We start from the raw sequence: 24,254 nt of genomic DNA, 5'->3' as shown, positions 1-24,254 counted from the left end.
CACGTGCAGAATGAAGGAATCAGGTACGACCGCGCCGCCGCCGCCCGCATCCTGGCCGAGGTGGCCGGTGCCGACTTCCTGACCGGCCCGGCACCGGTCACCGCGCCGGTGTCGGTGGACTACCGCATCGAGGAGCTCAGCCCGGAGCCCGGGGGACCGCTCACCACCGGACAGCGGCGCTACCTGGAGTCCTTCATGCGGCCGTGCCGGCCCGATCAGGTCGTCACCGCCACGCATCGCATCACCTGGCGCGACTCCCGCGGGATCGCGAACAGTGGCCACATCGGACCGGGCCCGCTCGGCCCGGTGCTGCCGATCGCGGCCCGGGAGGCCGTGATCGCCGTCGGTGACGCGCTCGCGGGCGCCGAGCCCGTCCTCGCGCGTGCGGACGCGCTCGGCGACGACGAGCTCGACATCCTCGCCGACACCACCACCGACCAGGAGCCCGCCGAGATCTTCCGCGTCGGCGCCGAGGCCGCCGGCCGTGCGCTCGTCCAGCACGGCATGCTCGCCGGACAGGTCGGCATCGAGGACCCGGTCGAGTTCGCCGAGGCGATGCACGCCTCGGGGCTCTACGGCACGGTGGCCTCGACCTGGTTCTGGGAGCTGCAGGCCTCCACCTACCGCAGGGGCATGATCCCGGTGAGCCTGGAAGGGGCCGGTGGCCGGCTGCGCTACACCGCCGACACCGTCGCGCTGCTCGCCGAGATGAAGCGCCGCACTATCGCCGATGCCCACGAGGTGATGGACCGGGCCCGCCAGGAGGGCCTCGGGGTGCGCGCCGCCATCCAACGCCACCACGTCGAGCTCGACGAGATCTCGCGGCAGTACGCCCTGCTGCCGACGGAGGAGCGGCCGGTCTGTCTCGGGCAGCGGGCGCACCAGGTCGAGGGGCAGCGCGTCCAGCCGCTCGCCGCCGTCGCCGAGGCGCTCACCGGCGCGTTCCGGTCCGCGGTCGGGTCGGTGCGGATCGCCGAGATCCCCGACTCCGCCGTGCGGGACGTACGGTTCGCCGCGGGAGAGCAGGAGTTCGGGGTCCCGGACATGACCTGCCGGCACTGCCGGGTGACGATCACGGCGGTCTTCGACGCCCAGGCCGCCGAGCTGATCGAGGTGGACCTGCACGGGAAGCGGGTGCGGGCCAGGTTCATCGACGCCGGGCAGCGCGACCGGGTCTTCGCCGACCTGCGCGACTGCGGCTACACGGTGGCCGAGGGGTGAGTCAACGCTTCCCGCTCCCGGCCGCCCGGCACCCGATCGCCGCCCGCTTCCTCGCCGACGCCGCCGCGGTGCACGAGGCGCTCGACCGGTTCGGGTCGCCGCTGCACGTGGTCTTTCCCCAGGTCATGGCAGAGAACACCGCTGCGCTCGCCGGCGTGCTGCGGCGCCACGGTGTGCCGTACGACATCTTCTACGCGCACAAGGTGAACGCCTCGGCCGCGCTCCTGTCCGGCGCAGCCGCCGCCGGGCTCGGTGCGGACGTGGCCTCCGCGACCGAGCTCGACCGGGCCCTGGCGGCGGGGTTCGCGCCGGACCGGATCGAGGCGACCGGCCCGAAGTCGCGGGCGTTCATCGAGCGGATCGCCGCGCTCGGGGTCACCGCCAACGCCGACGACCTGTGGGAGCTCGACCGGCTCGCCGCTGCCGCGCCGGCCGGCAGCGCCGTCCCGGTCCTGCTGCGGCTCTCCGGCTTCGCCTCGCCGGTGGTGCCGCCCTCCCGGTTCGGCATCGACCTCGGCGACGCGGATGCCGCCCTCGAGACCGTACGCCGCGCCCCCGGGCTCGAGCTGCGCGGTGTCGCCTTCCATCTCGACACCGCCGACCCGGCCGCCCGGGTGGACGCGCTGACCGAGTCGATGGCGGTCGTGTCCGCTGCGTACCGCAAGGGCCTGCGACCCTCGGTGATCGACATCGGCGGCGGGTTCCGGCAGCGCTTCATCGAGGAACCAGAGCCGTTCCAGCGGTTTGCGCAGGCGCTCGCCACCGCGCCCCCGGGAGAGCTGGTGTGGCCCGGTCACGACGTCGGACTCCGGCACGCTGGCGCGGCCGCGCACAAGTACGGCAACCACCGCCCCGCGACCGACGTCCTGGAGCGGTTCCTGGCCGCCGAGATCGAGCGGCGTCCGGTCGCCGAGGTCCTGCGCGAGTGCATGCTCACGCTGTGGATCGAACCCGGCAAGGCCTTGGTCGACCACGCCGGTCTGACCCTGGCCGAGGTGCTCTACCGCAAGCGCGCCGCCGGGCGCGACCTGGTCGTCCTCGACCTCTCCCGCAACCAGATCACCCCCGCGGACCAGGAGGTGCTGCTGGACCCGGTCCTCGTCGACGGACACGGCGATCCGCCGGCCGAGGGCGTGTTCCTCGCCGGGCGGCTGTGTCTGGAGTCGGACCTGGTGAGCCGCCGGAAGGTGTTCCTCGAGTCCGAGCCGAGCAGCGGCGACGTCCTCGCGTTCGTGAACACCGCCGCCTATCAGATGGACCTCTCGGCCTCCGCTGCCGCCGGGCACCCGCCGCCGCCGAAGGTCGCCGCGGTCCTGGACGGCGAGCGGTTCACCTTCGTCGCCGACGACACCCACGGGAGCTGACCATGCGTTACGACAGCGTGCTCGACATGATCGGTAACACCCCGCTGCTCCGGCTCGACCCGGCAGCGCACGGCGTCCCCGACGCGGAGATCCTCCTCAAGCTGGAGTCGGCCAACCCCTTCGGCTCGGTCAAGGACCGGGTCGCCTGGGCGCTGCTGCGCGACCACATCGGCGAGATCGCCGCGGAGCAGCGGGTCGTCCTGGAGGCATCGAGCGGCAACACCGCGAAGGCGCTCCAGATCATCGCCTCGATGCACGGGGTCGGGTTCCGTGCCTTCACCAACCGGGTCCGGGTGCGCGAGGTCCGCGAGATGCTGTCGCTGCTGGGTGCCGAGGTGACCGAGATGCCCGGCCTCTCCGAGTGCCCGGACCCGACCGCGCCCAACGACGTGTTCGGGGTGATCGGCGATCTCATGGCGAGTGAGCCCGGCCGCTACCACCACACCTCGCAGTACACCAACGAGGACAACCTGCGCGCCCACTACGAGGAGACCGGCCGCGAGATCTACCGCGATGTGGGTCCGGTCGACCTGCTCGTGGGCGGTCTCGGCACCACCGGGTCCACCCGAGGGGCCGCGACGTACCTGCGCGAGCGGAACCCGGAGACCGCCGTGGTCGGCGTCGTCGCGGCGGAGGGCGACTTCATCCCCGGCATCCGCTCGGCGGCGGAGATGTGGGAGGTCGGCCTGTTCGAACCCGGCTTCTACGACGCGATCGCCGCGGTCGACTCGGCCGACGCCATCTCCGCGAGCCTCGAGCTCGCGAGGCGGCACGGCGTGCTCGCCGGGCCCACCACCGGGGCTGCCTATGCCGCCGCCCGGGAACGGCTCCTGGCCGGCCCCGGGGGCCCGGTCACTGCGGTCATCATCGCGTGCGACCGCATGGAGCCGTACCTCTCCTACTACCGCCACCGCCGTCCCGACCTGTTCGGCGCGGCCGCTCCCGCTCCTGCGGCGGCGGCGCCGTCGGCGGCTCCTGAGGACCTCGATACGTGGACGGCCGCCGGCGAGCACGTGGTCGTGGTGGACGTACGCACCGCGCTGGCCTTCCAGGCGGGCCACATCCCTGGGGCGATCAACCTCCGCGACGACCTGCTGGAGCAGGTCATGGAGGCGGGGATGCCGTTCTCGGAAGCGTCCCGGGTGGTGTTCGTCTGCCCGACGGGGGACCGCTCGGCGCGATTCGCCGCTCGGGCCGCGGCGACGGGTCGTCGGGCCTACAACCTCGAGGGCGGCGTCCTCGGCTGGCGGGACAGCGGCCGGCCGCTCGCGGGCGTCTGACTCTCAGAAGTACGCCGCCGGGGCATCACGTGGGAAGGAGGGCGAGCATCGTGCCCATCCCGGCGGCCATCAGCCCGTGGCCGAGGGCGGGCAGACGGTGCTCGCGCACCGCCGTCGCCCGCAGGAGCCACCAGAGCACCCCGGCGAGACAGACGGCGACGAACACCGAGTTGACCGCGATCGCCCAGGCCGGGGTGTGCCCGGCGGCCGCAGGGGTGACCGCTGCCGCGCCGCCATGGCCCGCGTGCTCGTGGCCGCTCGGGGTGCGCATGCCGGCCATGAGCAACGGCATCGCGGCGAGCATCCAGATCATCGCGGCGTTGAGGGCGAGATGTCCGGCCAGGTCGGCGCGGTGGGCCCTGCCGCTCGCGCGTCTCAGACCGGGCAGCAGCGCCAGCGCCAGGACTGCGAAGAGCACGACCTGAGCCCAGACGGCGACACCCCAGAGGATCACCCAGATCATCGCGATCATCGCGGCGCTCATCGCCGCATGGTTGACGTGCAGGACGGCGTACGCATCCAGCAGCGGCCGTCCCGGAGGGCGGATTCGGTCGGGGCCGACGACGAGAGTCCAGACGCCCAGGGTTCCGGTGATCACGAATGCGCCGGTCAGAAGGAGGTCCCACGGCGGTCCGACCATACGATCAAACGTAGTGCCTCAGCGGGTCGAAGGTGGCCGGACTTTCGAGATGGGGCGGCCCGCGTCGGCGGCGATGTCGACCGAGCTACCTCGGTGAACATCCACGCCCCGGGTGATGCCTCGGTCAGGCGTCGAGGTCCTGCGCGACGAGCGCGGCGATGGTGTCGACGGCGGCCTGGTCGGGGCCGGTGACCTCGACCTTGTCGCCGTTGGCGGCGCCGAGCGTCATGATCAGCAGCGACGAGGCCGCGTCGACCGGCTCGCCGCCGGGGACGGCGAGGGTGATCTCGGCGCCGAGCTCGTCGACCTTCTCGGAGATGATCGCGGCGGGGCGGGCGTGCAGGCCGACGGCGGAGCCGACGGTGACGGTCTGGGTGGGCATGGCGTTCCTTCGGTTGATGGGTGTGCTGGTGCGGGATGCGCCGGCCGGCTTCAGCCGGCGGCGGGGGCCGGGACGGGAGCGCGGCCGACGGACTTGAGCGCGATCACCATGCCGGCACCGACGATCACGCCGGCGGCCAGTGCGATCAGGTAGCCGACCACGTTGGTGACCGCGAAGAGGACGAAGATGCCGCCGTGCGGTGCGCGGACGCCGACCTCGAAGAGCTGGGACAGGCCGCCGGTGACCGCGCTGCCGACCATGATCGCGGGGATTACGCGCATCGGGTCGCCTGCGGCGAAGGGGATGGCTCCCTCGGTGATGAACGAGGCGCCGAGCAGCCAGCCGGCCTTGCCGTTCTCGTGCTCCGCGGGAGTGAACAGCTGAGGACGTACGACGGTGGCCAGCGCCAGCGCGATCGGCGGGACCATCCCGGCGAGCATGACGGCGGCCATGATCCGCAGCTCGGGGGAGTCGGCGGCGAGCGAGGCGGCACCGACGCCGGTGGCGGCGAAGCTGTAGGCGACCTTGTTGAGCGGGCCGCCCATGTCGAAGGCCATCATCAGGCCGAGCACCGCGCCGAGGGCGACCGCGCTGGTGCCGTCCAGGGCGGCGAGGCCGTCGGTGAGCTGCTCCATCAGCCAGTTGATCGGCTTGCCGAGCACGATGATCATGATCAGACCGGCCAGGATCGAGGTCACCAGCGGGATCACCAGCACGGGCATCAGGCCGCGCGCCCAGCTGGGCACGCGCCACCCGCTGACCCAGTGGGCGATCACGCCGGCGAGCACACCGCCCGCGATCGCGCCGAGGAACCCGGTCGCCGGCGCCGCGACGCCGTCGGCGTTGACCACACCGAACAGGTTGGCGGCCAGCGCACCCATGATGAAGCCCGGCGCGATGCCGGGGCGGTCGGCGATGGCGTACGCGATGTAGCCCGCCAGCGCCGGGATGAACAGCATGAACGCGGTCTTGCCGATGACGAAGAACAGTGCGCCCAGGTAGACGGCGAGACCGCTGTCGAAGAGGGCGTGGTCGAGGCCGAGGGCCTGGGCGTCGGGGAGGTTCGTGATCGTGTTGTCGACCATGACCGTGCCGTAGACGTCGGTGATGTCGTAGCCGCCGAGCAGGAAGCTCAGCGCGATCAGCAGGCCGCCGGCGGCGACGAACGGGATCATGTAGGAGACGCCGGTCATCAGGATCCGGCGGGTACGCGCGCCCCAGCTCTCCGAGGCGGCCGAGGTGGACTCGGTCGAGTCGCTCCGGCCGGACTCCACGCGGGCTGCGTTCGGGTCCTCGGCGGCGGTCAGCGCCTCGGCGATCATCGCGTCGGCGTCGTCGATCGGACGCTTCACGCCGGAGGAGACCAGGGGCTTGCCGGCGAACCGGGCCCGATCACGCACGCCGACGTCGACGGCGAAGATGGCCGCATCGGCGTTCGCGATGGTCTCGGCGGGCAACGGCGTCGCGCCGGCCGAGCCCTGTGTCTCGACCGCGATCTCCACCCCGGCCCGCCTGGCCGCGGCCTGGAGCGCCTCGGCCGCCATGTAGGTGTGCGCGATGCCGGTGGGGCAGGCGGTCACCGCGACGAGCGAGCGCGTCTGCGCCGGCGTCGGCTCCGGAGCGGCCGCCGGAGCCGGAGCCGGGCTCTGGGCTGCGGCCGGCTGGTCGCCGACCGCGTCGAGGATGGTCCGGGCGGCCTCCTCGGCCGAGTCGGTCTCCCGCAGGGTCTGGCCGAACTCGGGACGGGCCAGAGCACGGGCCAGCTTGGTCAGGATGGTCAGGTGGGTGGCGTCGCCGCCCGCGGGTGCCCCGATCAGGAAGGCGAGGTCGGCCGGGCCGTCCTTGCCGCCGAAGTCGACCGGTGGCGAGAGCCGGGCGAAGGCCACCACAGGCTCGTCGACCCCGGACGTACGGCAGTGGGGGATCGCCAGGCCCCCGGGGAGACCGGTGGCGGAGACCTCCTCGCGGGCCAGCGCATCGGCGACGAGCGCGTCCAGGTCGGTGGCGCGGCCGGAGTCGGCCACCCGCTGGGCCAGGGCACGGATGACATCGTGCTTGTCGGTGCCGAGATCGGCGTCGAGAGCGACGAGCTCGGGGGCGATGAGTGCGGACATCAGAGTCCTCCGGTGATGGGGTCGAGGTCGCGAACCGGGACGAGGTCGGCGCGGACCTGGGGTGGGGTGGGGAGGGTGGTGCCGGGGAGGCCGGCGGCTGCACTGCCGTACGCGACGGCGAGCCCGAGACGTTCAGGGGCGGAGAGTCCGCGCAGGTCGGCGAGGAGATAGCCGAACAGGGAGCTGTCCCCGGCGCCGACCGTGCTGACGACGTCGGTGGGCGGCGGGGTGGCGTGCCAGGTGCCTTCCTCGGTCACCAGGACGGCACCGTCTCCGCCGAGGGTCGCGAGCACGGCGGAGACCCCGCGCTCGACCAGTGTCCGCGCCGCCGCCGCGGCGGCGGCCGGGTCGTCGAGCCGGTCGTCGAGCGGGCCGGCGCCGGTGATGGAGGCCAGCTCCTCGGCGTTGGGTTTGAGCAGGTCGGGTGCGCCGCCCGGGAGGCCGGCGGCGAGCGCCTCCAGGGGCGCCTCGCTGGTGTCGACCGCGATCCGGGCACCGGTGGAGCGGAGCGCGCTCACCACCTCGGCGTACCAGCCGGCCGGGGCGCCGGGCGGCAGCGATCCCGCGAGGACGACCCAGGTGGCCCGCTCGGCCTCCTGGACGAGCCGCGCCGCCAGGGCGTCCAGCAGCGCGGGGGTGGCGGTGGCGCCGGGGCCGTTGAGCTTGGTGGTGGTGCCGTCGGGCTCGGTGACGGTGGTGTTGATCCGCGGACGGCCCGCCGGGCCGACGGTGACGACGTCGAGCCCCGAGGCCCGCAGCTCGGTCACCAGCGGGTCGAGGTCGGGGCAGGGGAGGACCGCTCGGGTCGGCACCCCCGCGGCGTACGCGGCGCCGGAGATGTTCACGCCCTTGCCGCCGGGCTGCGAGCTGGTGCCCTCGGCGCGCAGCACCTCGCCGCGGCGCAGCGGGCTGGTGAGCATCACGGTGTGGTCGATGCTCGGGTTGGCGGTCAGGGTCACGATCATGCGATCACGACCTCCAGGCCGCTCTCGCGGAGCTCGTCGGCGACGTCGTCGTCGATGTCGCTGTCGGTGACGAGCACGTCGACGTTGCCCAGCGCGGCGAAGCGGAGCGTGGTCTCGACGCCGATCTTGCTGGAGTCGGTCAGGCACACGACCCGGCGCGCGGCGTTGACCAGCGCTCGCTTGGTCGCGGCCTCCTCGTGGTCGGGGGTGGAGAGGCCGTGGGCCAGCGACAGCCCGTTGGTGGCCACGAAGGTGACGTCGACCCGCAGCCGGCTCAGCGCGTCGACGGTCTCGGCACCGACCGCGGCCTGGGTGGCCGGGCGGACGCGACCGGGCAGCAGGTGGAGCTCGATCTGGGCGCTGCCGGCGAGCATCGCGGCCACCGGGACGGCGTGCGTGACGACCGTGAGCTGGTGGTCGCGCGGTAGCGCGTGGGCGAACCTGCTGGTCGTCGTGCCGGCGTCGATCGCGATGGTGCCGCCGGCGGCGGGCAGGAGGGCCAGGGCGGCCTGGGCGATGCGGTCCTTCTGTGCGGTGAAGGTCTGCTCCCGCTCGCCGAGCGCGGACTCGAGCACGGCCATGGCCTCCACCGGCACGGCCCCGCCGTGCACCCGGCGGACCAGGCCACGACGCTCCAAGGTGGAGAGGTCGCGGCGCACGGTCTCGGTGGTGACCTCGAACCGCTCGGCGATGTCGGCCACGGATATCCGCCCGCGCTCGGCGACGAGACGGGCCGTCGCGATCTGTCGCTCCTCGGCGTACATCCGGGCCTCCTTCAAAGATCGGTGTGGTTTCGAGTGGGTTTCGGACTTGTGAATGCCCACATATGTTGTTTTATGCCCGAATGTGTTGACTCGTCAAGGGGTTGGGGCAGATATTTGTGGTCATGGTCACGTCTCACTCATCTGTTCTCTCCGGCACCCCGGTGGTGCCCGGGATCGTGCTGGCGCCCGTCCACGTGGTGCGTACCGAGGTCGACCCGCTCGCGCTCGAGGCCCTCGAACGCCGCGGCTTCGACCAGCCCGAGGACGCCCTCGCGGCCTACGAGGCAGCCGCAACCGCCGTCGCCGACGGCTACGCGCGCCGCGCCGAGACCGCGTCGGGAGCGGCCGCCTCCGTGCTGAGCGCGAGCGCCGGCCTCGCGCGTGACAAAGGCCTGCGGGTCGCGGTGGAGAAGCACCTGCGCTCCGGAGAAGGCCTGGTCGCCTCCGTCGGGGCGGCGGTGGAGCAGTTCGCGACGCTGTTCAGCGGGATGGGCGGCCTGATGGCCGAGCGGGTCACCGACCTGCGCGACATCGAGCGCCGCGTCCTGGCCCACCTCGCCGGCGAGCCCGAGCCCGGTGTGGACGTGCCCGAAGGGACGAGCGTACTGGTCGCCGCCGACCTGGCGCCCTCCGACACCGCCGCCCTCGACCCGGCCCGGGTGGTCGCTCTCGTCACCGAGCGGGGCGGCCCGACCAGCCACACCGCGATCATCGCCCGCCAGCTCGGCATCCCGTGCCTGGTCGGCGTAGCCGGCGCGACCGCCATCGCGCCGGGGACCCCCGTGCTCGTCGACGGCCAGGCGGGGATCGTCGACCTGGAGCCGGGCCCGGACGCCGCCGCCCGCGCCGAGGCCGACCGCGCCCGACGCCAGGCGGTCGCCTCCTGGACCGGGCCGGGCCGCACCGCAGACGGCCACCCCGTGGCGCTGCTCGCCAACGTTGCCGACGGCTCCTCGGCCCGGGACGCGGCGGCCGGCCAGGTCGAGGGTGTCGGGCTCTTCCGCACCGAGCTCTGTTTCCTCGACCGGCGCGAGGAGCCCACCGTGGCCGAGCAGGCCGACGTCTACACGGAGGTGCTCGCGCCCTTCGCCGGCCGCGGCCATGTCGTCGTACGCACCTTGGACGCCGGTTCCGACAAGCCGATCGCCTTCGCGACCCATGAGGGCGAGGAGAACCCGGCCCTGGGCGTACGCGGCCTGCGGCTCGCCGCGGACAACCCCGGGCTGCTGGAGCGCCAGCTCGACGCCATCGCGATCGCCGCCGAGCGCACCGGTGCCGACACCTGGGTGATGGCGCCGATGGTCGCCACCGTCCAGGAGGCTGCCGACTTCGCCGCCCTGGTCCGCGACCGCGGCCTCACGCCCGGCGTCATGGTCGAGGTGCCGGCGGCCGCGCTGATGGCCCACCGGATGCTGGAGGTCGTCGACTTCCTCTCCATCGGCACCAATGACCTGACCCAGTACGCCATGGCCGCCGACCGCCTCGCCACCGACCTCGCCCACCTCACCGATCCCTGGCAGTCCGCGGTGCTGCAGCTCATCGCCATCACCGCCGAGGCGGGGCGTACGGCCGGCAAGCCCGTCGGTATCTGCGGCGAGGCCGCCGCCGACCCGCTGCTCGCCCCGGTGCTCGTGGGGCTGGGCATCACCTCGCTGTCGATGGCCCCTGCGGCCGTCCCTGCCGTCGGCGCCCGGCTCGGATCCGTGACCGCCGCGCTGTGCGACGAAGCCGCCGAGGCCGCGCTCGGCGCGCTGTCACCCGCGCAGGGCCGCGAGGCCGTCGCGACGCTCCTGGGCTGATCGGGCTCCGTGCACACTGGGCCCATGCCCGCGCGCTACGTGTTCGCCGAGACCTGGGAGCTCCCGTCACCACCCGAGGAGGTGCGCGACGTACTCGTCGACGTCGAGCACTATCCGCGGTGGTGGCCGCAGGTGCGCGCGGTGGCGAAGCTCAGCGACGACGACGCGCTGCTGGTGTGCCGCTCCGCGCTGCCCTACGACCTGGAGATCGTGCTGCACGCCGTGAGCCGTGATCTGCCCGCACTCGAGGTCGGCCTCGACGGCGACCTGGACGGATTCGCCCGGTGGACCCTGACACCCACCCCGAGCGGAAGCCGGATGGTGTTCGAGCAGGAGGTCGTCGTACGCGGCCTGCTCGGCCTGGCCTCGCTCCCGCTGCGACCGGTCCTGACCTGGAACCACCGGCAGATGATGCTCGGCTGCCGTCAGGGGCTGAGCATGCGGGTCAGCTGACCGCGACCTGTTCCGCGCGTCGGCGGATGTGACGCCCGAGGAGGACCAGCGCGCCGACCTCCAGGCAGATCGTGATCAGTCCGATGGTCGCGCTGGTGAGCGAGGTGGGCATCATGAACGCGGTGTGAGAGACGAGGATGCCGCCGGCGAGCCAGAGCCGGTGCCGGTCGTCCCAGTCGGCGGCGCCGCGCCAGCGTACGACCAGCCAGCCGGCCGCGATCGCGGTCGCCGCGCCGGCGAAGAGCCGGAACCCGGGAGCCATCGCGTCCCCGAAGAGGAGGACCGGGCCGAGACCGAGCGGCAGCAGCGTCGTCAGGAAAGCCGTGGTCAGGTAACCCGACACCAGACCGACCACCAGGGGGCGAGGCGCCGAGCGGTCCGGGTCGGTCCGGTCGCTGCCGTGGCGCCGGGGGAGGACCCGGAGGCCAACCCAGGCGAGCACCCCGATGAGCATCCCGTACGCAGCAGCCCATCCCCACGGCAGGTGGTAACCGGGGTCCTCCGTGCCGGCGATGACGACCCGGAGGCCGATCACGCCGAGGACCGCGAGAGTTCCGGTGACCACGAGCCCGCCGGCACGCAGATAGGCGCGTCCCCGGAGGCGTGGGAAGAGCATGTCGGTGATCATCACGGGCAGGAGGACGCTGAGCACGACGTGGACGCCGAGCTGTGACTCCCAGTAGGTCCAGTTGACGCCGAGGGTGCGCAGACCCCAGTCGGCGGCGCCGTACATGTCCGGGCTGGTCAGGGCCTGGAGACCCAGTCCGTCCTCGGCCAGCTCGTAGGCGAGGCCCAGCACCACCAGGCTGGGCCAACCGCCCCCGACGCGGATCGTCGCCTCCCGGATGAGGAGGACGCCGGCGCCGTACATCACCAGCAGGAGCGGCAGCAGGATCCAGACCGCTGGGACGGCGACCGCGGTGAAGGTCAGCTCGGCGCACAGCGTCGTCATCAGGACGAGCGTCCAGGCGGCCCGCAAGCGGCCGCGTACCGGCGCGGCGGTGGCCATGGCGGCGGAGGAGACGCTCATCGGGCGTCCCTTCCCGTCGTCATCGGCCGGTCGTGGGCCGGGGCGGCGTGGTCGGCGAGGGTGACCGTGTCGGCGACCTTCTCCAGGCCGCGGCCGACCAGCCGCCTGGGTAGGAACCGCATCGCGCGGATCGAGAGGTTGCGCAGCCACATCTGGGCGGGTGTGTCCGGCATCAGACCGCCGTCGCCCGAGGTGCGGGCGAAGTCTTGGGCACGGTCTACGAACCCGCGCATCCCCGTCTCGTAGGCGGGCAGTGCGATCCGGTGGTCACCGTCGGCCTTGGCCAGCTCACCGGCGAGCACGTAGGCACCGACCAGCGCGAGGCTGGTGCCGATGCCCGACATGGGTGAGGCGCAATAGGCGGCATCGCCCACCAGCGCGATCCGACCGTTTGACCAGGACTCCATCTGCACCTGCTCGACCCGGTCGAAATAGAAGTCCGGGCTGTTCCAGATCTGCGGCAGGAGACGAGGCACGGCCCACCCCGCCTCCTGGAACGTACGCACCACCATCTGCTTCTGGGCCTCGACGTCGCGCCGGTCGTAGGAGAACCCGCGACCCCGGAAGAAGAAGGCTGCCAGGGCACGGTCGGTGCCTGGCAGCGGCCGCATCCCGGCGGTGCGGCCGGGGCGGCCGCCGCGGCCCGGCATCGTGTACATCAGCTGCCAGTCGTTCTCCATCGCGGAGCTGACCGAGTAGAGGCACAGGTAGGAGTCGAGGTCGTGGACGTAGCGCTCCTCGGGCCCGAAGGTCATCCGACGCACGTCGGAGTGGACGCCGTCGGCGCCGACCACGAGGTCGAAGCGTCGGGTCCGTCCCTTCTCGAACGCGACGGTGACGCCGTCCACGTCCTGGGTGATCTCTGCGATCGCGTCGCCGAAGACGAACTCGACGCCGTCCTCGGTCGCCTCGTAGAGGATGCGGGCCAGGTCGGTGCGCAGCAGTGCCCACTCCGCGGCGGGTCCACCCGAGGGGCCGAAGACGTCGGGGTCGAAGCTGGCCCGGCGGCGACCGCGCTCATCGACGAAGGCCATCCCTCGGGCGGCAAGCAGAGCTTCACGGACCTGAGGTACGAGGCCGAGCTGCTCGATGACCTCGCGGGCGGTGCCGCGGATGTCGATCGCGTGACCACCCGTCCGTGGTCCGGGCGAGCGCTCCACGACCGTCGGTGTGAACCCGTAGCGACACAGCAGGTGGGCCAGGGTCGTCCCGGCGATCCCACCACCTGTCACGAGAACGTCGCGGTTCCTCATTCGTGCTCCTTCGTCTCAGCTGAATACGTCGTGTGCGTACACCGTATTCATCTGTAAAGTAGTGTCAGCAAGGGAAAACCACACGAAGTGCACTAGTTGGTGTTCGAAAGTGAACTAGCAGATTGTCCCGGACCCCTCTCTCCCGACCAGATCGGACGGCTGATGCCGACTTCGGAACCACGTGACCCGCCCTACCGTGTCATCGCCGCGGAGATCGGCTCCCGGATCGCCGCCGGCGAGCTCCGCGCCGGTGACCGGGTCCCGTCGATCCGGGCGATCGCTCGGCAGTGGGGCGTGGCGGTGGCGACCGCGACGAAGGTGATCGCCGCCCTGCGCGAGGCGGGGCTCGTGGAGACGACCGTGGGCTCGGGCACCGTGGTCAGCTCGCGGCCGGCGCGTCCACCCGGTCGACAGCCCGGGTCGGCGGAGCACGAGGTGCTGGGCACCCGCATCCTTCGTGCCGCTGTCGACATGGCCGATGGCGACGGCCTGCGGGCGTTGTCGATGCGCCGCCTGGCGAGCAGCCTGGACCTCGCACCGATGTCCCTCTACCGCTACGTCACGGGCAAGGACGACCTGCTGGGCCAGATGGCCGACCTCGTCTTCGGTGACCTCGCCCTGCCCGCGGACGGCCCCGAGGGCTGGCGTGCCAAGCTCGAGCTGGTCGCGCGCGAGCACTGGCAGCTGTGCCGGCGCCATCAGTGGCTGCCGCAGGTCGTCTCGTTCACCCGGCCCACCCTCGTCCCGAACATGATGGACCACACCGAGTGGACGATGCGGGCGCTGGACGAGCTCGAGCTCCCGATGGACGTACGTCTCCAGGAGGCGCTCACGCTGCACGGGCTGGTGGTCACCGTCGCCCTGTCCAGCGCTCGTGAGGCCGCGGCCGAGCGGAGGACCGGTCTGAGTCTGAGCCGCTGGTCGGAGAACCAACGAGCCCGGCGTCGCGAGGTGCTCACGAGCGACCGGTTCCCGCTGCTGGCGATGGTGTCAGAGGATGCAGCGCCGGACCTGGAGGCGTTGTTCGAGTACGGGCTGGCGCGTCACCTGGACGGGTTGGCGGTGATGACGACGGCCTGACCGGCGTCAGCGCAGGGCGGAGCCCTTCTGGTAGTCGGCCCAGGAGAGGTTCCAGTCGCCGAAGCCGTTGTCCCACTCCATCTTCCGGTCGGTGCCGGTGGTCTCGACGATGTCGCCGATGCGGGCCAGGCCATAGAGCCAGGCGGCGTTGTCGGTGGAGATGCCGGTGCAGCCGTGGGAGACGTTGGCGTAGCCCTGGGAGCCGGTCGACCACGGCGCGGCGTGGATGAACTCGCCGGAGTTGGTCAGGCGCATGGCGTACTCGACGTCGTCGAGGGAGTAGTAGTCGCTCGAGCCCTGGTCGGAGATGCCGATCGTCTCCGAGCGCATCTCCTTGACCCGGTGCTTCTCGGAGATGACCTTGATGCCCGAGCGGGTGGTGAAGCCGGGCTTGCCGGTGGTCGCCGGGATGATACGCAGCACCTTGCCGTTGCTGATGACCTTCATCCGGTGGGTGCGGGCGTTGACCCGGAAGACGTGCGCGTCGCCGACCTTGTAGGTGGCGCTGCGGCTGTGCTGGCCGTAGACGTCCCCGCCGGCGGAGGCGCCGTTGATGTCGAGGTCGACCTTGATGGTGGTGCCGGGCTTCCAGTAGTGCTGCGGCCGGTAGCGGGCCTCGGTGTCGGAGACCCAGTACCAGGAGCCGGTCTGGGCCGGGGTCGAGGTGACGTGCATGCGCTTCTCGAAGGAGGCGTGGTCCTTGACCGGGACGTCGAAGTAGACCGCGACCGGCATCCCGACACCGACCACGGACTTGTCGACCGGGACGATGGTGGCGAAGGTCTGCTGGGCCAGCGAGAGCGAGCGGGTGGTGAAGCTGCTGGTGACCTTGCCGGTCTCACCGGTGGCGGTGACCGTGTAGCGCAGCGCCGGATCGAGGAGATCGTTGGCGGTCCAGGTCCTCTTGTCCTCCGACAGCGAGCCGGGGACCGTGCGTCCGTCGGGCCTGGCGACCTTCACACCGGTGAACTCGCCCGAGGTCGCGGTGACCGTGACGGTGCTGTCGACGGCGACGTCCTTGGCTCCGTCGGCCGGGGAGATCGTGGCGGTGAGCGGCTTGGCCGACGGTGAGGCGCTCGGCTCGCCCTTGGCGGCCGAGTCCGGGGACCCGGGGACCTCGGCGCAGCCGGAGAGCACGAACAGGGCCACCGAGGCCACCACGAGAGTAAGAGGACGAACCCGCATGGGATAACTATGCGGTAAGCGACAACCGAATTATCGGCGTGTCTGCGCGTGTACTGAAGGTTGTGGTGTTGTCGGTGCTGCCACGTACGGTATCTGCCGATGAGTGACACTCGCGTCGAGGCGGCGTACGCCGGGGCTCTGGCCGCCTTCAAGAACCCGATGCTCGACCTCCTGCACGGCCGGTTCGCGCCGTTCGTGGTGGCGGTGCTCTCGGTGACGTTCACCTCCGAGCGCGCCGCGGTCCCGGTGGTGGACGCACAGGCCGAGATCGGCGACATGCTGGACCGGCTCCGGGCCACCGGCCACGCCGAGGGCGAGGGCGGCGAGGCGATTCTCCCGGTCGGGACGGCGCGCGAGCTGTGCCGCCAGTGGGTGCGCGCCGGGTGGCTGCTGCGCCAGATCGAGGGCGAGGACGAGGTCTACCGGCTCTCCGCGCACGCGGTCGGAGCCCTGGAGATCGCCGGCCGCGCGAGCGGGTCGAGGGCACGGGTCTCGGAATCGCGCGTGCGGACGCTGCTGGAGGCGGTCGAACGGCTCGCCCTGGACGCCGATCCGGACGTGCTGACCCGGGTGGCGCGGCTGACCGAGGAGATCGCCGAGCGGCGCGCCGAGATCGCCCGCTTGGACCGCACCGGCGTGGTCGACACCGTCGATGACGACACCCTGCTCGAGCAGGCCGAGAACATCCTCCACCTGACCCGCGAGCTCCCGGCCGACTTCGCGCGCGTGGTCGAGTCGATCCGGGCGATGCAGCGCGACGTGGTGACCGACCTGCGCCAGGACGTTCGCCCGGCCGGTGAGGTGCTGCGTGAGTACCTGCAGCGCGGCAAGGACGTGATGGCCTCCACGCCGGAGGGCAAGGCGTTCGCCGGCGCGCTGCGGATGGTCGGCGACCCGCGCCGCCTCGACGACCTGGCCACCAACCTGCGCACCGTGCTGCGGCACCGGTTCACGAAGGCGATGGGGCCGACCGAACGCGCCGAGCTGGCCGCCGTCGGGCGCCGGATCGAGACCGGTGTCGCCGAGGTGCTGGCCGCCCAGCAGACCGCCTCCCATGTGATCACCACCCAGGTGCGTACGCACGACCCGGCCCGCGACCGGCAGGTCGACGACCTGCTGCGCGACGTGATGGTCGGCTTCCAGGCCTGGATGCCGTCCTCGCGGCCCGCCGAGGCGATCGAGCCGCTGCGCCGGCTGCCCCTCGCCGACCTGGGCCACCTGCGCCAGTCGGTCAGCGAGCTGCGCCCGCCCGAGCCGCCGGCGCCGCTGGCCGACTGGGGCGACGTGGAGAGTGCCGTCGAGGACACCAAGGCCTGGGGCGGCCCGGGCTACCGGGCGATCGAGGCCCACCTGGACACCTGTGTGGCGGCCGCCGAGGGGCCGGTCGACCTGGCCGAGGTCTTCGCGGCCGCGCCGGCGGAGATCCGGCGCCCGGTCGACCTGCTCGGGCTGCTTGAGATCGCCCACCGGCGCGGGATGACCGAGACGGGGGAGATCGCCACCATCGAGGCGGTCCGGGCCGACGGGGTGCGGCGCAGGTTCGCCTTCGGCGGGGTGCGGCTCAACTCAGTGACGGCGGGATCGGGCGAAGGGGACGAGGATGAGTGACACCGTGACGGACGTGGCCTACGGCAGTGAGCCGGAGGGCTTCATCGAGCCGGTCTCGATGGAGGACGACCCGACCGAGCTCTTCATCGGCGACCGCGGCGTCCTCGACGCCGAGGTACGCCGGGTGCTGGTCCAGCTCCTGCGCCGCCGGTTCATCACGGCCGAGCGCAGCCCGCGGCAGTGGCGTACGTTGCTCGACCACCAGGCGGTGATCGAGTCGCGGCTCCACGACCTGTTCGTGCGGCTCGTCGTCGACCACGAGCGCGGGATCGCCTACAAGCGGCAGGTGCGCTCGGAGGAGCTGGACGTGCCCGTGCTCCTCAAGGACGACGCCTACTCGCGGGCCGAGACCCTCGTGCTGGTCCATCTCCGCACCGTCTTCCAGCGCGAGCGCGGCGCGGGCGAGAGCTCTGCGCGCGTGGATGCCGATGAGCTGGAGCAGACCGTGCTCACCTACTTCGACGTCGCCAGCGGCGACGCCGCCGCGCGCCGCGAGATCCGCCGGGCGGTCGAGCGGCTCGCCCGCGAGGGGCTGATCGAGGAGGAGTCCGAGGACCGCTTCCGGATCACTCCGCTCGTCGAGATCGTGCTGAGCGTCGAGAAGCTCGCCGAGCTCAAGACGTGGCTGAAGGAGCAGGAGACCGCGCAGTGAACATGATCGACAGCCTCTTCGGCCTCATCCCCGCCCGCTCGACCGGTCGACAGTGGGTGGCGAGCGAGCTGCAGCTGGTCAACTGGGGCGGCTACGACGGCGCCCACCGGGTGCGCTTCTCGCCGACCGCGACGCTGCTCACCGGCGGGTCCGGTTCGGGCAAGTCGACGCTGATGGACGCCTACATCGCGCTGATCATGCCCCACACGACGCCCTTCAACGGCGCCTCCAACGGCGGCGTCGTCGGGCGGCCACGGGGTCAGGACCAGCGCAACATCCTCTCCTACGCGCGCGGCAAGATCGACGAGGCGAAGACCGCCGAGGGCACCAAGATCCGGGTGCTGCGCGGCGACGGCCGCGACACCTGGTCGGCGATCGCGATGACCTGGGAGGACCAGACCGGAGCCCGCTTCACCGCGGTCCGAGCCTGGTACGTTCCGGCCTCCGCCAAGAACCTCGACGACGTGACCAAGCTCCGTGCCGTGGCCGAGGCAGGCTTCGACGTACGCGACCTGGAGCCGGTCGCGGCGCACCGGTTCACGCGCGCCGCGGTCGCCGAGGTCGGGCTGACCCCGATCGACACCGACCGCGACTTCACCGCGCGGATCCACTCCGCCCTCGGGATCGGTGCGGCCGGCGACGGGGAGAAGGCCGTCAACCTGCTGGGACGGATCCAGGCCGGACAGCAGATCACCACGGTCGACGACCTCTACAAGAAGATGGTGCTCGAGGAGCCCGAGACGCTCGCCACCGCCGACGGCGTGGTCGCCCACTTCGACGAGCTCTCCGCGACCCGCGACCGGATGGTCACCGCGCAGCAGCAGGTGCGGGCGCTGGCGCCGATCCGCGAGCACCGCGCGGCGATCGAGGAGGCCGCTGCCCGGCTGGAGGTGATCGACGGGATCGGCGCCTTCGGCGACGAGACCACCCCCGCCGGGCTCTGGCGCGCCGGCAAGCGGGTCGACCTGCTCAGCGAGCTGGAGGCCGAGCTCAGCTCCCGAAAGAGCGCCGCGGAGAAGGCGGTGGCCGAGAAGCAGGCGCTCATCGACGCCGCCGAGTCCGAGCGCGACGGCCTCGCGGTCACCGTCGCGGCCTCCGGGGGCCGCCGCCTCGAGGAGGCCACCCGCGAGATCAGGTCGGCCGAGACCCGGGTGGAGAACGTACGCCGGGCCCGCGGGGCGCTCGACAAGGAGCTCGCGATCCTCGGGGCCGTGGCCGCGACCCCCGACGAGTTCGAGGCCCTCCAGGCGGCCGCGCAGGCGGCGCTCGTCGACGACGATGCCCGCACCACCGCCCTCAACACCTACGCCGCGGCGCGCTCGGCCGAGGCCGAGGCGACCACGCTGGTCGGCCGGCTCGAGGACGAGCTGGCCGACGCCGAGAAGACGAAGAACAACATCCCTGAGCCGCTCCGTGCGGCCCGGGCGGTGCTGGCCGAGGCGGCCGGGCTGAGCCCGGCCGAGATGCCCTTCGTCGGCGAGCTGGTCGAGGTACGCACCGAGCACGAGGCCTGGCGCGAGGCGTTCAACCTGGCACTGGGCGGGTTCGCCACCACGATGCTCGTCGACGCCGCTCACGTCGGCGCCTTCCGGGCGGCGATCGAGTCGGTGCGGCAGCGCACACGGATCCGCTACGAGGCCGTCCACACCGGCCTGCAGGACAACACCCTCCTCGACGAGGGCACCCTTCCCGGACGCCTGGACTACCGCCGCGGCGTCTTCACCGGCTGGCTCAAGAAGCGGCTGGCGGAGCGGCACGGCTACGTCTGCGTGCAGACTCCCGCGCTGCTCGGGCAGCACCGGATGGCGCTGACCGTCACCGGACAGGTCTCGCAGGGCACGCGCGGCGCCCACGGTGGTCACGGAGCCGGCAACGTGCTCGGGTTCACCAACACCCGTCGCGTCGCCGAGCTCACCGAGCTCCTCGAGACGGCGCGCACGGACGCGGCGGCGGCGTCGGCGGCGGTCGGCGAGGCCGAGCGGGCCATCAAGGACCTCGACCTGCGGCGTACGTCCTTCAAGGCGGTCACCGCGCTCACCTGGGACCAGGTCGACCTCGCCACGGCCGAGGCCGAACGCGAGCGGTGGGCCTCGGTGATCGAGGAGGTCACCGCCGACAACCCCGAGATCGCCACGCTGCAGGAGCGGCTCAAGAGCGCTCGCGCCAAGGTCGACTCGCTGCGCGAAGGGATCGGCGCCGCCAAGAGCGCGTTCCAGGAGCTCGACGTGCGCTGGAGCGACGTCGTCGAGCAGGTCGACCGGGCCAAGGACGCGCTGGAGGACGCCGCGGCCTCCGGCACCGAGGTGGCGCCGGCCCAGGCCGACTACCTCGAGCAGCTCTTCAAGGCTGCCGGCGGCGAAGGGGCCGGCCGGCGTGAGGACGCGCTCGCCGAGCTCGATGCGGTCTTCGCCCGCGCGGGGGAGAGCCTCGACGCCGACCGCATCGGTGCCCAGGAGACGATCGGCGCGGCCCGCATCCAGCTGCGCCAGACCTTCGAGGCCTTCCTCGAACGCTGGCCCAACCCCAACCTCCACACCGACCCCGACGCCTCCTATGCCGACTTCGACCGTCTCCTCGACGAGCTGCAGACCAGCGGCCTGCACGAGCTCGAGGTCGAGTGGCGCGACTCCCTGCTCAACCTGTCCGGCAACGACCTGACCAACCTCGACTCGACCCTGTCGCGGTCGGTGCGCGAGATCCGTGACCGAATCGACCCGATCAACCAGATCCTCGCCGAGCTGCCGTTCAACGACGACGGCCACCGGCTCCGGATCGACACCCAGGAGGGCCAGTCGGCGGTCCGTGGACGCTTCCGCAAGGAGCTCCGCGCGGTGCGCGATCTGATCGAGAAGGCCTCGTCCAACGACACCCGGGAGCAGGCCTACACCCGGATGTCCCGGCTCATCGACCGCATGCGCCGCTCGGCGCCGGACTTCGCCGACCTGATCGACGTACGCAACCACGTCCGCGTCAGCGCGGAGAAGGTCACCGCCGACACCGGCGAGCACGTCGCCCTCTACGACCACATCGGCGAGAAGTCCGGGGGCGAGTCGCAGGAGCTCGTCGCCTTCATCGTCGGCGCCGCCCTGCGCTACCAGCTCGGCGACGCCGGCGCCGAGCGCCCACGCTACGCACCGGTCTTCCTCGACGAGGCGCTGATCAAGGCCGACGCCCGCTTCACCGGCCGCGCCATCGGCGCCTGGCGAGGCCTCGGCTTCCAGCTCATCATCGGCGCCCCCAACGACAAGCACAGCGCCATCGAGCCGCACGTGGATGTGCAGTACACGGTGCTCAAGGACGCCGAGGGCCACTCGTTCCCGAAGCTCGAGGTGGGCCTCGACGAGGTCCCGGCCTCGTGACGGCTAGGGCTGCATCGACAGGAACAGGAACGCGGCGAGCAGGACCAGGTGGACGAAGCCCTGCAGGGCGTAGACGCGGCCCTGGACGACGGTGAGGCCGGTGACGAAGACGGTGATGACCAGCAGCACGATCTGGGTCGGCTCGAGACCGAGGACGAGCGGGCCGCTGAGCCAGATCATCGCGACGGCGATGGTGGGGATGGTGAGACCGATCGAGGCCATCGCGGAGCCGTAGGCCAGGTTGAGGCTGGTCTGCACCCGGTCGCGGGAGGCGTTGCGGACCGCGGCGATGGACTCGGGGGCGAGGACGAGGAGGGCGATCACGACGCCCACGACGGCGTAGGGGAAGCCGAGCGTCTTCACGGTGCTCTCGATCGTGGGGGAGAGGACCTTCGCCAGGCCGACCACGGAGATCAGCGAGACGAGGAGCAGAGCCAGGCTGAGGCCGGCCTCGCCGGTCGAGGGCGGGTCGGCGTGACTGTCCTCGTCGAGATCGAGCAGCCCGGTCATCCGGCCGTGCTCGTCGCTGGTGACGGGGAGGAAGAAGTCGCGGTGGCGGACGGTCTGGGTGAAGAGGAAGGCGACATAGAGCGCCAGCGAGGCGATGGCGGCGAAGGCCAGCTGGGAGGGTGAGTACTGCGGGCCGTGGGCCGAAGTCGTGAACCTCGGCAGCACCAGGGTGAGGCCGGCCAGGGCGATGACGGTGGCGACCGCCGAGCCGGTGCCGGCGGCGTTGAAGCTGACCAGCCCGTGCTTGAGCGCCCCGACCATGAGCGAGAGCCCGACGATGCCGTTGAGGGTGATCATCACCGCGGCGAAGACGGTGTCGCGCGCGTAGGTGCTGGTGTTGTCGCCCCCGCTGGTCATCAGCATCACGATCAGACCGACCTCGATGACGGTCACTGCGACCGCGAGGATCAGCGACCCGAACGGCTCGCCGACCTTGTGGGCGACGACCTCGGCGTGGTGGACAGCGCTGAGCACCGCCCCGATCAGCACCGCCGCGACCACGGCGAGGATCGTCCAGTGGTCGTGGCGCAGCCAGGCGAAGACCAACACCACCACGGCGAGGATCGGCACGACCACTGACCACTGCATACGGCCCCGGACCGCTGGTGCGCTCATGGGGCGACCCTATCCCGGCACCGGGCCGCCGACCTGATGCCCGACACGCGCTCGTAACCTGAGGGGCGTGCTCTCCGCCTACACTCCTCCGGCCGAGTTCAAGACCCGTCCCGACCTGCTGGGGAGGTTCGGCATGGTCGGCTCGACCCACTGGCTGGCCAGCGGCGCCGCTCAAGCGGTGCTCGAGCGTGGCGGCAACGCCTTCGACGCGGCGGTCGCGGGTGGGTTCGTGCTGCACGTGGTCGAACCCCACCTCAACGGACCGGGCGGCGACCTGGTCGGGATCTTCGCGCCGGCCGACGGTGCCCCGACGGTGCTGATGGGCCAGGGACCGGCGCCCGCAGCGGCGTCCGTGGAGCACATGCGGGCCGAGGGGCTCGAGCTGGTCCCCGGCTCGGGCGCGCTGGCGGCCGCGGTGCCGGGCGCGGTCGAGGCCTGGCTGATGCTGCTGCGCGACCACGGCACCTGGGAGCTCGGCGAGGTGCTCGCGTACGCCATCGACTACGCCCGCAACGGCCACCCGATCCTGGGCCGTGCGGTCTCCACGATCGCTGCCGTGGCCGACCTGTTCCGCGACCACTGGCCCACCTCGGCCGCCCACTGGCTCGTCGACGGCGAGCTGCCGGAGCCGGACACGATGGTCCGCAACGAGGCCTATGCCGCCGTCCTCGACCGCCTCGTCGCAGCGGGCGACGGTGCCGCCACCCGTGAGGAGCGGATCGACGCCGCGCGTGCCGCGTGGGGGAGCGGGTTCGTCGCGGAGGCGATCGAACGGTTCGTACGCACCCCGCACCGGCACTCCTCCGGAACCGACCATTCCGGTGTGATCACGGCGGCTGACATGGCCGCGTTCTCGGCTGCGTACGAGGAGCCGGTGACGACCGAGTTCCGGGGTCACACGATCGCGAAGGCCGGGCCGTGGACGCAGGGGCCGGTGCTGTTGCAGACGCTCAACCTGCTCGAGCCGCTCGACGACGCGCTGCTCGACCCGAGCAACCCCGAGGGGGCACACACCATTCTGGAGGCGACCAAGCTCGCCTTCGCCGACCGCGACGCCCACTACGGCGACGGCGCCGATCCGGCGGTGATCGAGACCCTCGTCTCGAAGGAGTACGCAGCCGCCCGCCGCCCCCTGATCGCCGAGGTCGCCTCGGACGAGGTGAGGCCCGGGCTGGGCGCGAGGGCCTTCCCGCCGCTGCGCGAGACCTACGACCCGGCTGCGGCCGCGTCCGGGGTGGGGGAGCCGACGGTGTCGCGTGAGGGCGAGACCCGCGGCGACACCTGCCACATCGACGTCGCCGACCGCTGGGGCAACATGATCGCGGTCACCCCCTCGGGCGGCTGGCTCCAGTCCTCGCCCACGATCCCCGAGCTCGGTTTCTGCCTCGGCACCCGGTTGCAGATGACCTGGCTGGAGCCCGGCCTGCCCTCCACCCTGATCCCTGGCCGCCGACCGCGCACGACCCTCACCCCGACCCTGGTCCTGCGCGAGGGGCGCGCCGTGACCGCGCTCGGCTCGCCGGGCGGCGACCAGCAGGACCAGTGGCAGCTGCTCTACCTGCTGCGTACGCTCGTCGGTGGCTACTCGCCCCAGGAGGCCATCGACGCTCCGGCGCTCCACTCGACATCGTTTCCTGGTTCCTTCTGGCCGCGCACCTGGGTCCCCGCGGGCGCGGTGCTCGAGGATCGTCTCGGGGGTTCTGTTGTCGAGGATCTGCGGCGTCGGGGGCACGTTGTCGAGCTGAGTGGTGACTGGTCTCTGGGGCGGCTCTCTGCGGTTACTCGTGATCCTGTGACCGGGACGCTTTCTGGTGCTGCTAATGCTCGGGGGGCGCAGGGTTATGCCGTCGGGCGATAGCCTTCGTTTGTCGAGCCGCTTGCTCCCCGCTGGTCGAGCTGCTCGCTCCCGCTTGCTCCCGCTGGTCGAGCCGCCGGAGCCGCTAGGCGAAGGCGTGTCGAGACCAACACGGTCGCCTCTGG

General features: G+C 72.1%; 19 protein-coding genes. 10 read left to right on the top strand and 9 right to left on the bottom strand.

Annotated elements, in window-relative coordinates; translation table 11 throughout:
- The first annotated feature begins 3 nt into the window (after positions 1-3).
- Genes ACZ6WN_RS15825 through ACZ6WN_RS15815 form a run of 3 tightly spaced genes read left to right on the top strand, consistent with a single transcriptional unit; the run spans position 4 to position 3,865 of the window.
- Entirely contained in the window at positions 4-1,221 is a 1,218-nt protein-coding gene (locus ACZ6WN_RS15825) for a hypothetical protein (protein ID WP_465865795.1), read from the top strand.
- Positions 1,218-2,585, top strand: coding sequence for an alanine racemase (locus ACZ6WN_RS15820; protein WP_465865794.1), 1,368 nt, complete (start codon positions 1,218-1,220; stop codon positions 2,583-2,585). The genes ACZ6WN_RS15825 and ACZ6WN_RS15820 overlap by 4 nt, the downstream gene beginning before the upstream one ends.
- A gap of 2 nt (positions 2,586-2,587) precedes the next feature.
- Entirely contained in the window at positions 2,588-3,865 is a 1,278-nt protein-coding gene (locus ACZ6WN_RS15815; RefSeq protein WP_465865792.1) for a pyridoxal-phosphate dependent enzyme, read from the top strand.
- Positions 3,866-3,890: 25 nt separating this feature from the next.
- On the opposite strand, the gene ACZ6WN_RS15810 is transcribed toward ACZ6WN_RS15815, so the two are convergent.
- From ACZ6WN_RS15810 to ACZ6WN_RS15790, 5 genes are all read right to left on the bottom strand, one after another.
- The gene (locus ACZ6WN_RS15810; RefSeq protein WP_465865790.1) at positions 3,891-4,505 is read right to left on the bottom strand and encodes a DUF5134 domain-containing protein; all 615 of its coding nucleotides are present in this window, start codon (positions 4,503-4,505) and stop codon (positions 3,891-3,893) included.
- Between the two features lie 124 nt (positions 4,506-4,629).
- The gene (locus tag ACZ6WN_RS15805; RefSeq protein WP_160023680.1) at positions 4,630-4,887 is read right to left on the bottom strand and encodes an HPr family phosphocarrier protein; all 258 of its coding nucleotides are present in this window, start codon (positions 4,885-4,887) and stop codon (positions 4,630-4,632) included.
- A gap of 50 nt (positions 4,888-4,937) precedes the next feature.
- A complete protein-coding gene (locus ACZ6WN_RS15800) occupies positions 4,938-7,004 on the bottom strand; it encodes a PTS fructose transporter subunit IIABC (RefSeq protein WP_465865860.1) in 2,067 nt (688 codons plus the stop codon).
- On the bottom strand, positions 7,001-7,966 hold the full coding sequence (locus ACZ6WN_RS15795) for a 1-phosphofructokinase family hexose kinase (protein ID WP_465865788.1): 966 nt from the start codon (positions 7,964-7,966) through the stop codon (positions 7,001-7,003). Before ACZ6WN_RS15795 ends, ACZ6WN_RS15800 begins: the two co-directional genes overlap by 4 nt.
- Positions 7,963-8,730, bottom strand: coding sequence for a DeoR/GlpR family DNA-binding transcription regulator (locus ACZ6WN_RS15790; RefSeq protein ID WP_465865786.1), 768 nt, complete (start codon positions 8,728-8,730; stop codon positions 7,963-7,965). Before ACZ6WN_RS15790 ends, ACZ6WN_RS15795 begins: the two co-directional genes overlap by 4 nt.
- 122 nt (positions 8,731-8,852) lie before the next feature.
- On the opposite strand from ACZ6WN_RS15790, the gene ptsP reads away from it, so the two are divergent.
- Both ptsP and ACZ6WN_RS15780 read left to right on the top strand, forming a co-directional pair.
- A complete protein-coding gene (ptsP, locus tag ACZ6WN_RS15785) occupies positions 8,853-10,529 on the top strand; it encodes a phosphoenolpyruvate--protein phosphotransferase (RefSeq protein ID WP_465865785.1) in 1,677 nt (558 codons plus the stop codon).
- 24 nt (positions 10,530-10,553) lie between these two features.
- Entirely contained in the window at positions 10,554-10,982 is a 429-nt protein-coding gene (locus tag ACZ6WN_RS15780) for an SRPBCC family protein (RefSeq protein ID WP_465865784.1), read from the top strand.
- On the opposite strand, the gene ACZ6WN_RS15775 is transcribed toward ACZ6WN_RS15780, so the two are convergent.
- Both ACZ6WN_RS15775 and ACZ6WN_RS15770 read right to left on the bottom strand, forming a co-directional pair.
- Positions 10,975-12,012, bottom strand: coding sequence for a hypothetical protein (locus tag ACZ6WN_RS15775; RefSeq protein WP_465865783.1), 1,038 nt, complete (start codon positions 12,010-12,012; stop codon positions 10,975-10,977). The genes ACZ6WN_RS15780 and ACZ6WN_RS15775 overlap by 8 nt on opposite strands.
- Positions 12,009-13,265: an FAD-dependent monooxygenase gene (locus tag ACZ6WN_RS15770; protein WP_465865782.1), complete on the bottom strand. Its 1,257-nt coding sequence runs from the start codon at positions 13,263-13,265 to the stop codon at positions 12,009-12,011. The genes ACZ6WN_RS15775 and ACZ6WN_RS15770 overlap by 4 nt, the downstream gene beginning before the upstream one ends.
- A gap of 162 nt (positions 13,266-13,427) precedes the next feature.
- Here ACZ6WN_RS15770 and ACZ6WN_RS15765 point away from each other — a divergent pair, with 162 nt between their 5' ends.
- Positions 13,428-14,345: a TetR/AcrR family transcriptional regulator C-terminal domain-containing protein gene (locus ACZ6WN_RS15765; protein WP_465865781.1), complete on the top strand. Its 918-nt coding sequence runs from the start codon at positions 13,428-13,430 to the stop codon at positions 14,343-14,345.
- Positions 14,346-14,351: 6 nt separating this feature from the next.
- Here ACZ6WN_RS15765 and ACZ6WN_RS15760 read toward each other — a convergent pair whose 3' ends face one another.
- Complete coding sequence (locus tag ACZ6WN_RS15760) at positions 14,352-15,530, bottom strand: L,D-transpeptidase (RefSeq protein WP_465865780.1); 1,179 nt, start codon at positions 15,528-15,530, stop codon at positions 14,352-14,354.
- Between the two features lie 99 nt (positions 15,531-15,629).
- Between ACZ6WN_RS15760 and ACZ6WN_RS15755 the strand changes: the two genes are divergently transcribed.
- The 3 genes from ACZ6WN_RS15755 to ACZ6WN_RS15745 are packed head-to-tail and all read left to right on the top strand — an operon-like array spanning position 15,630 to position 21,149.
- On the top strand, positions 15,630-17,138 hold the full coding sequence (locus ACZ6WN_RS15755; RefSeq protein WP_465865778.1) for a DUF3375 domain-containing protein: 1,509 nt from the start codon (positions 15,630-15,632) through the stop codon (positions 17,136-17,138).
- A complete protein-coding gene (locus ACZ6WN_RS15750) occupies positions 17,131-17,790 on the top strand; it encodes a DUF4194 domain-containing protein (protein ID WP_465865776.1) in 660 nt (219 codons plus the stop codon). Before ACZ6WN_RS15755 ends, ACZ6WN_RS15750 begins: the two co-directional genes overlap by 8 nt.
- A gap of 2 nt (positions 17,791-17,792) precedes the next feature.
- Positions 17,793-21,149, top strand: a complete 3,357-nt coding sequence (locus ACZ6WN_RS15745; protein WP_465865858.1) for an ATP-binding protein — start codon at positions 17,793-17,795, stop codon at positions 21,147-21,149.
- Between the two features lie 3 nt (positions 21,150-21,152).
- Here ACZ6WN_RS15745 and ACZ6WN_RS15740 read toward each other — a convergent pair whose 3' ends face one another.
- Positions 21,153-22,274 carry a calcium:cation antiporter gene (locus tag ACZ6WN_RS15740; protein WP_465865775.1) on the bottom strand — a complete coding sequence of 374 codons (1,122 nt, stop codon included), beginning with the start codon at positions 22,272-22,274 and terminating at the stop codon, positions 21,153-21,155.
- A gap of 67 nt (positions 22,275-22,341) precedes the next feature.
- Between ACZ6WN_RS15740 and ACZ6WN_RS15735 the strand changes: the two genes are divergently transcribed.
- The gene (locus tag ACZ6WN_RS15735) at positions 22,342-24,132 is read left to right on the top strand and encodes a gamma-glutamyltransferase family protein (RefSeq protein WP_465865774.1); all 1,791 of its coding nucleotides are present in this window, start codon (positions 22,342-22,344) and stop codon (positions 24,130-24,132) included.
- The last annotated feature ends 122 nt before the right edge of the window (positions 24,133-24,254 follow it).

Source organism: Nocardioides sp. NPDC054178, assembly GCF_055585005.1.
This window is presented reverse-complemented; position numbering and strand designations above follow the sequence as displayed.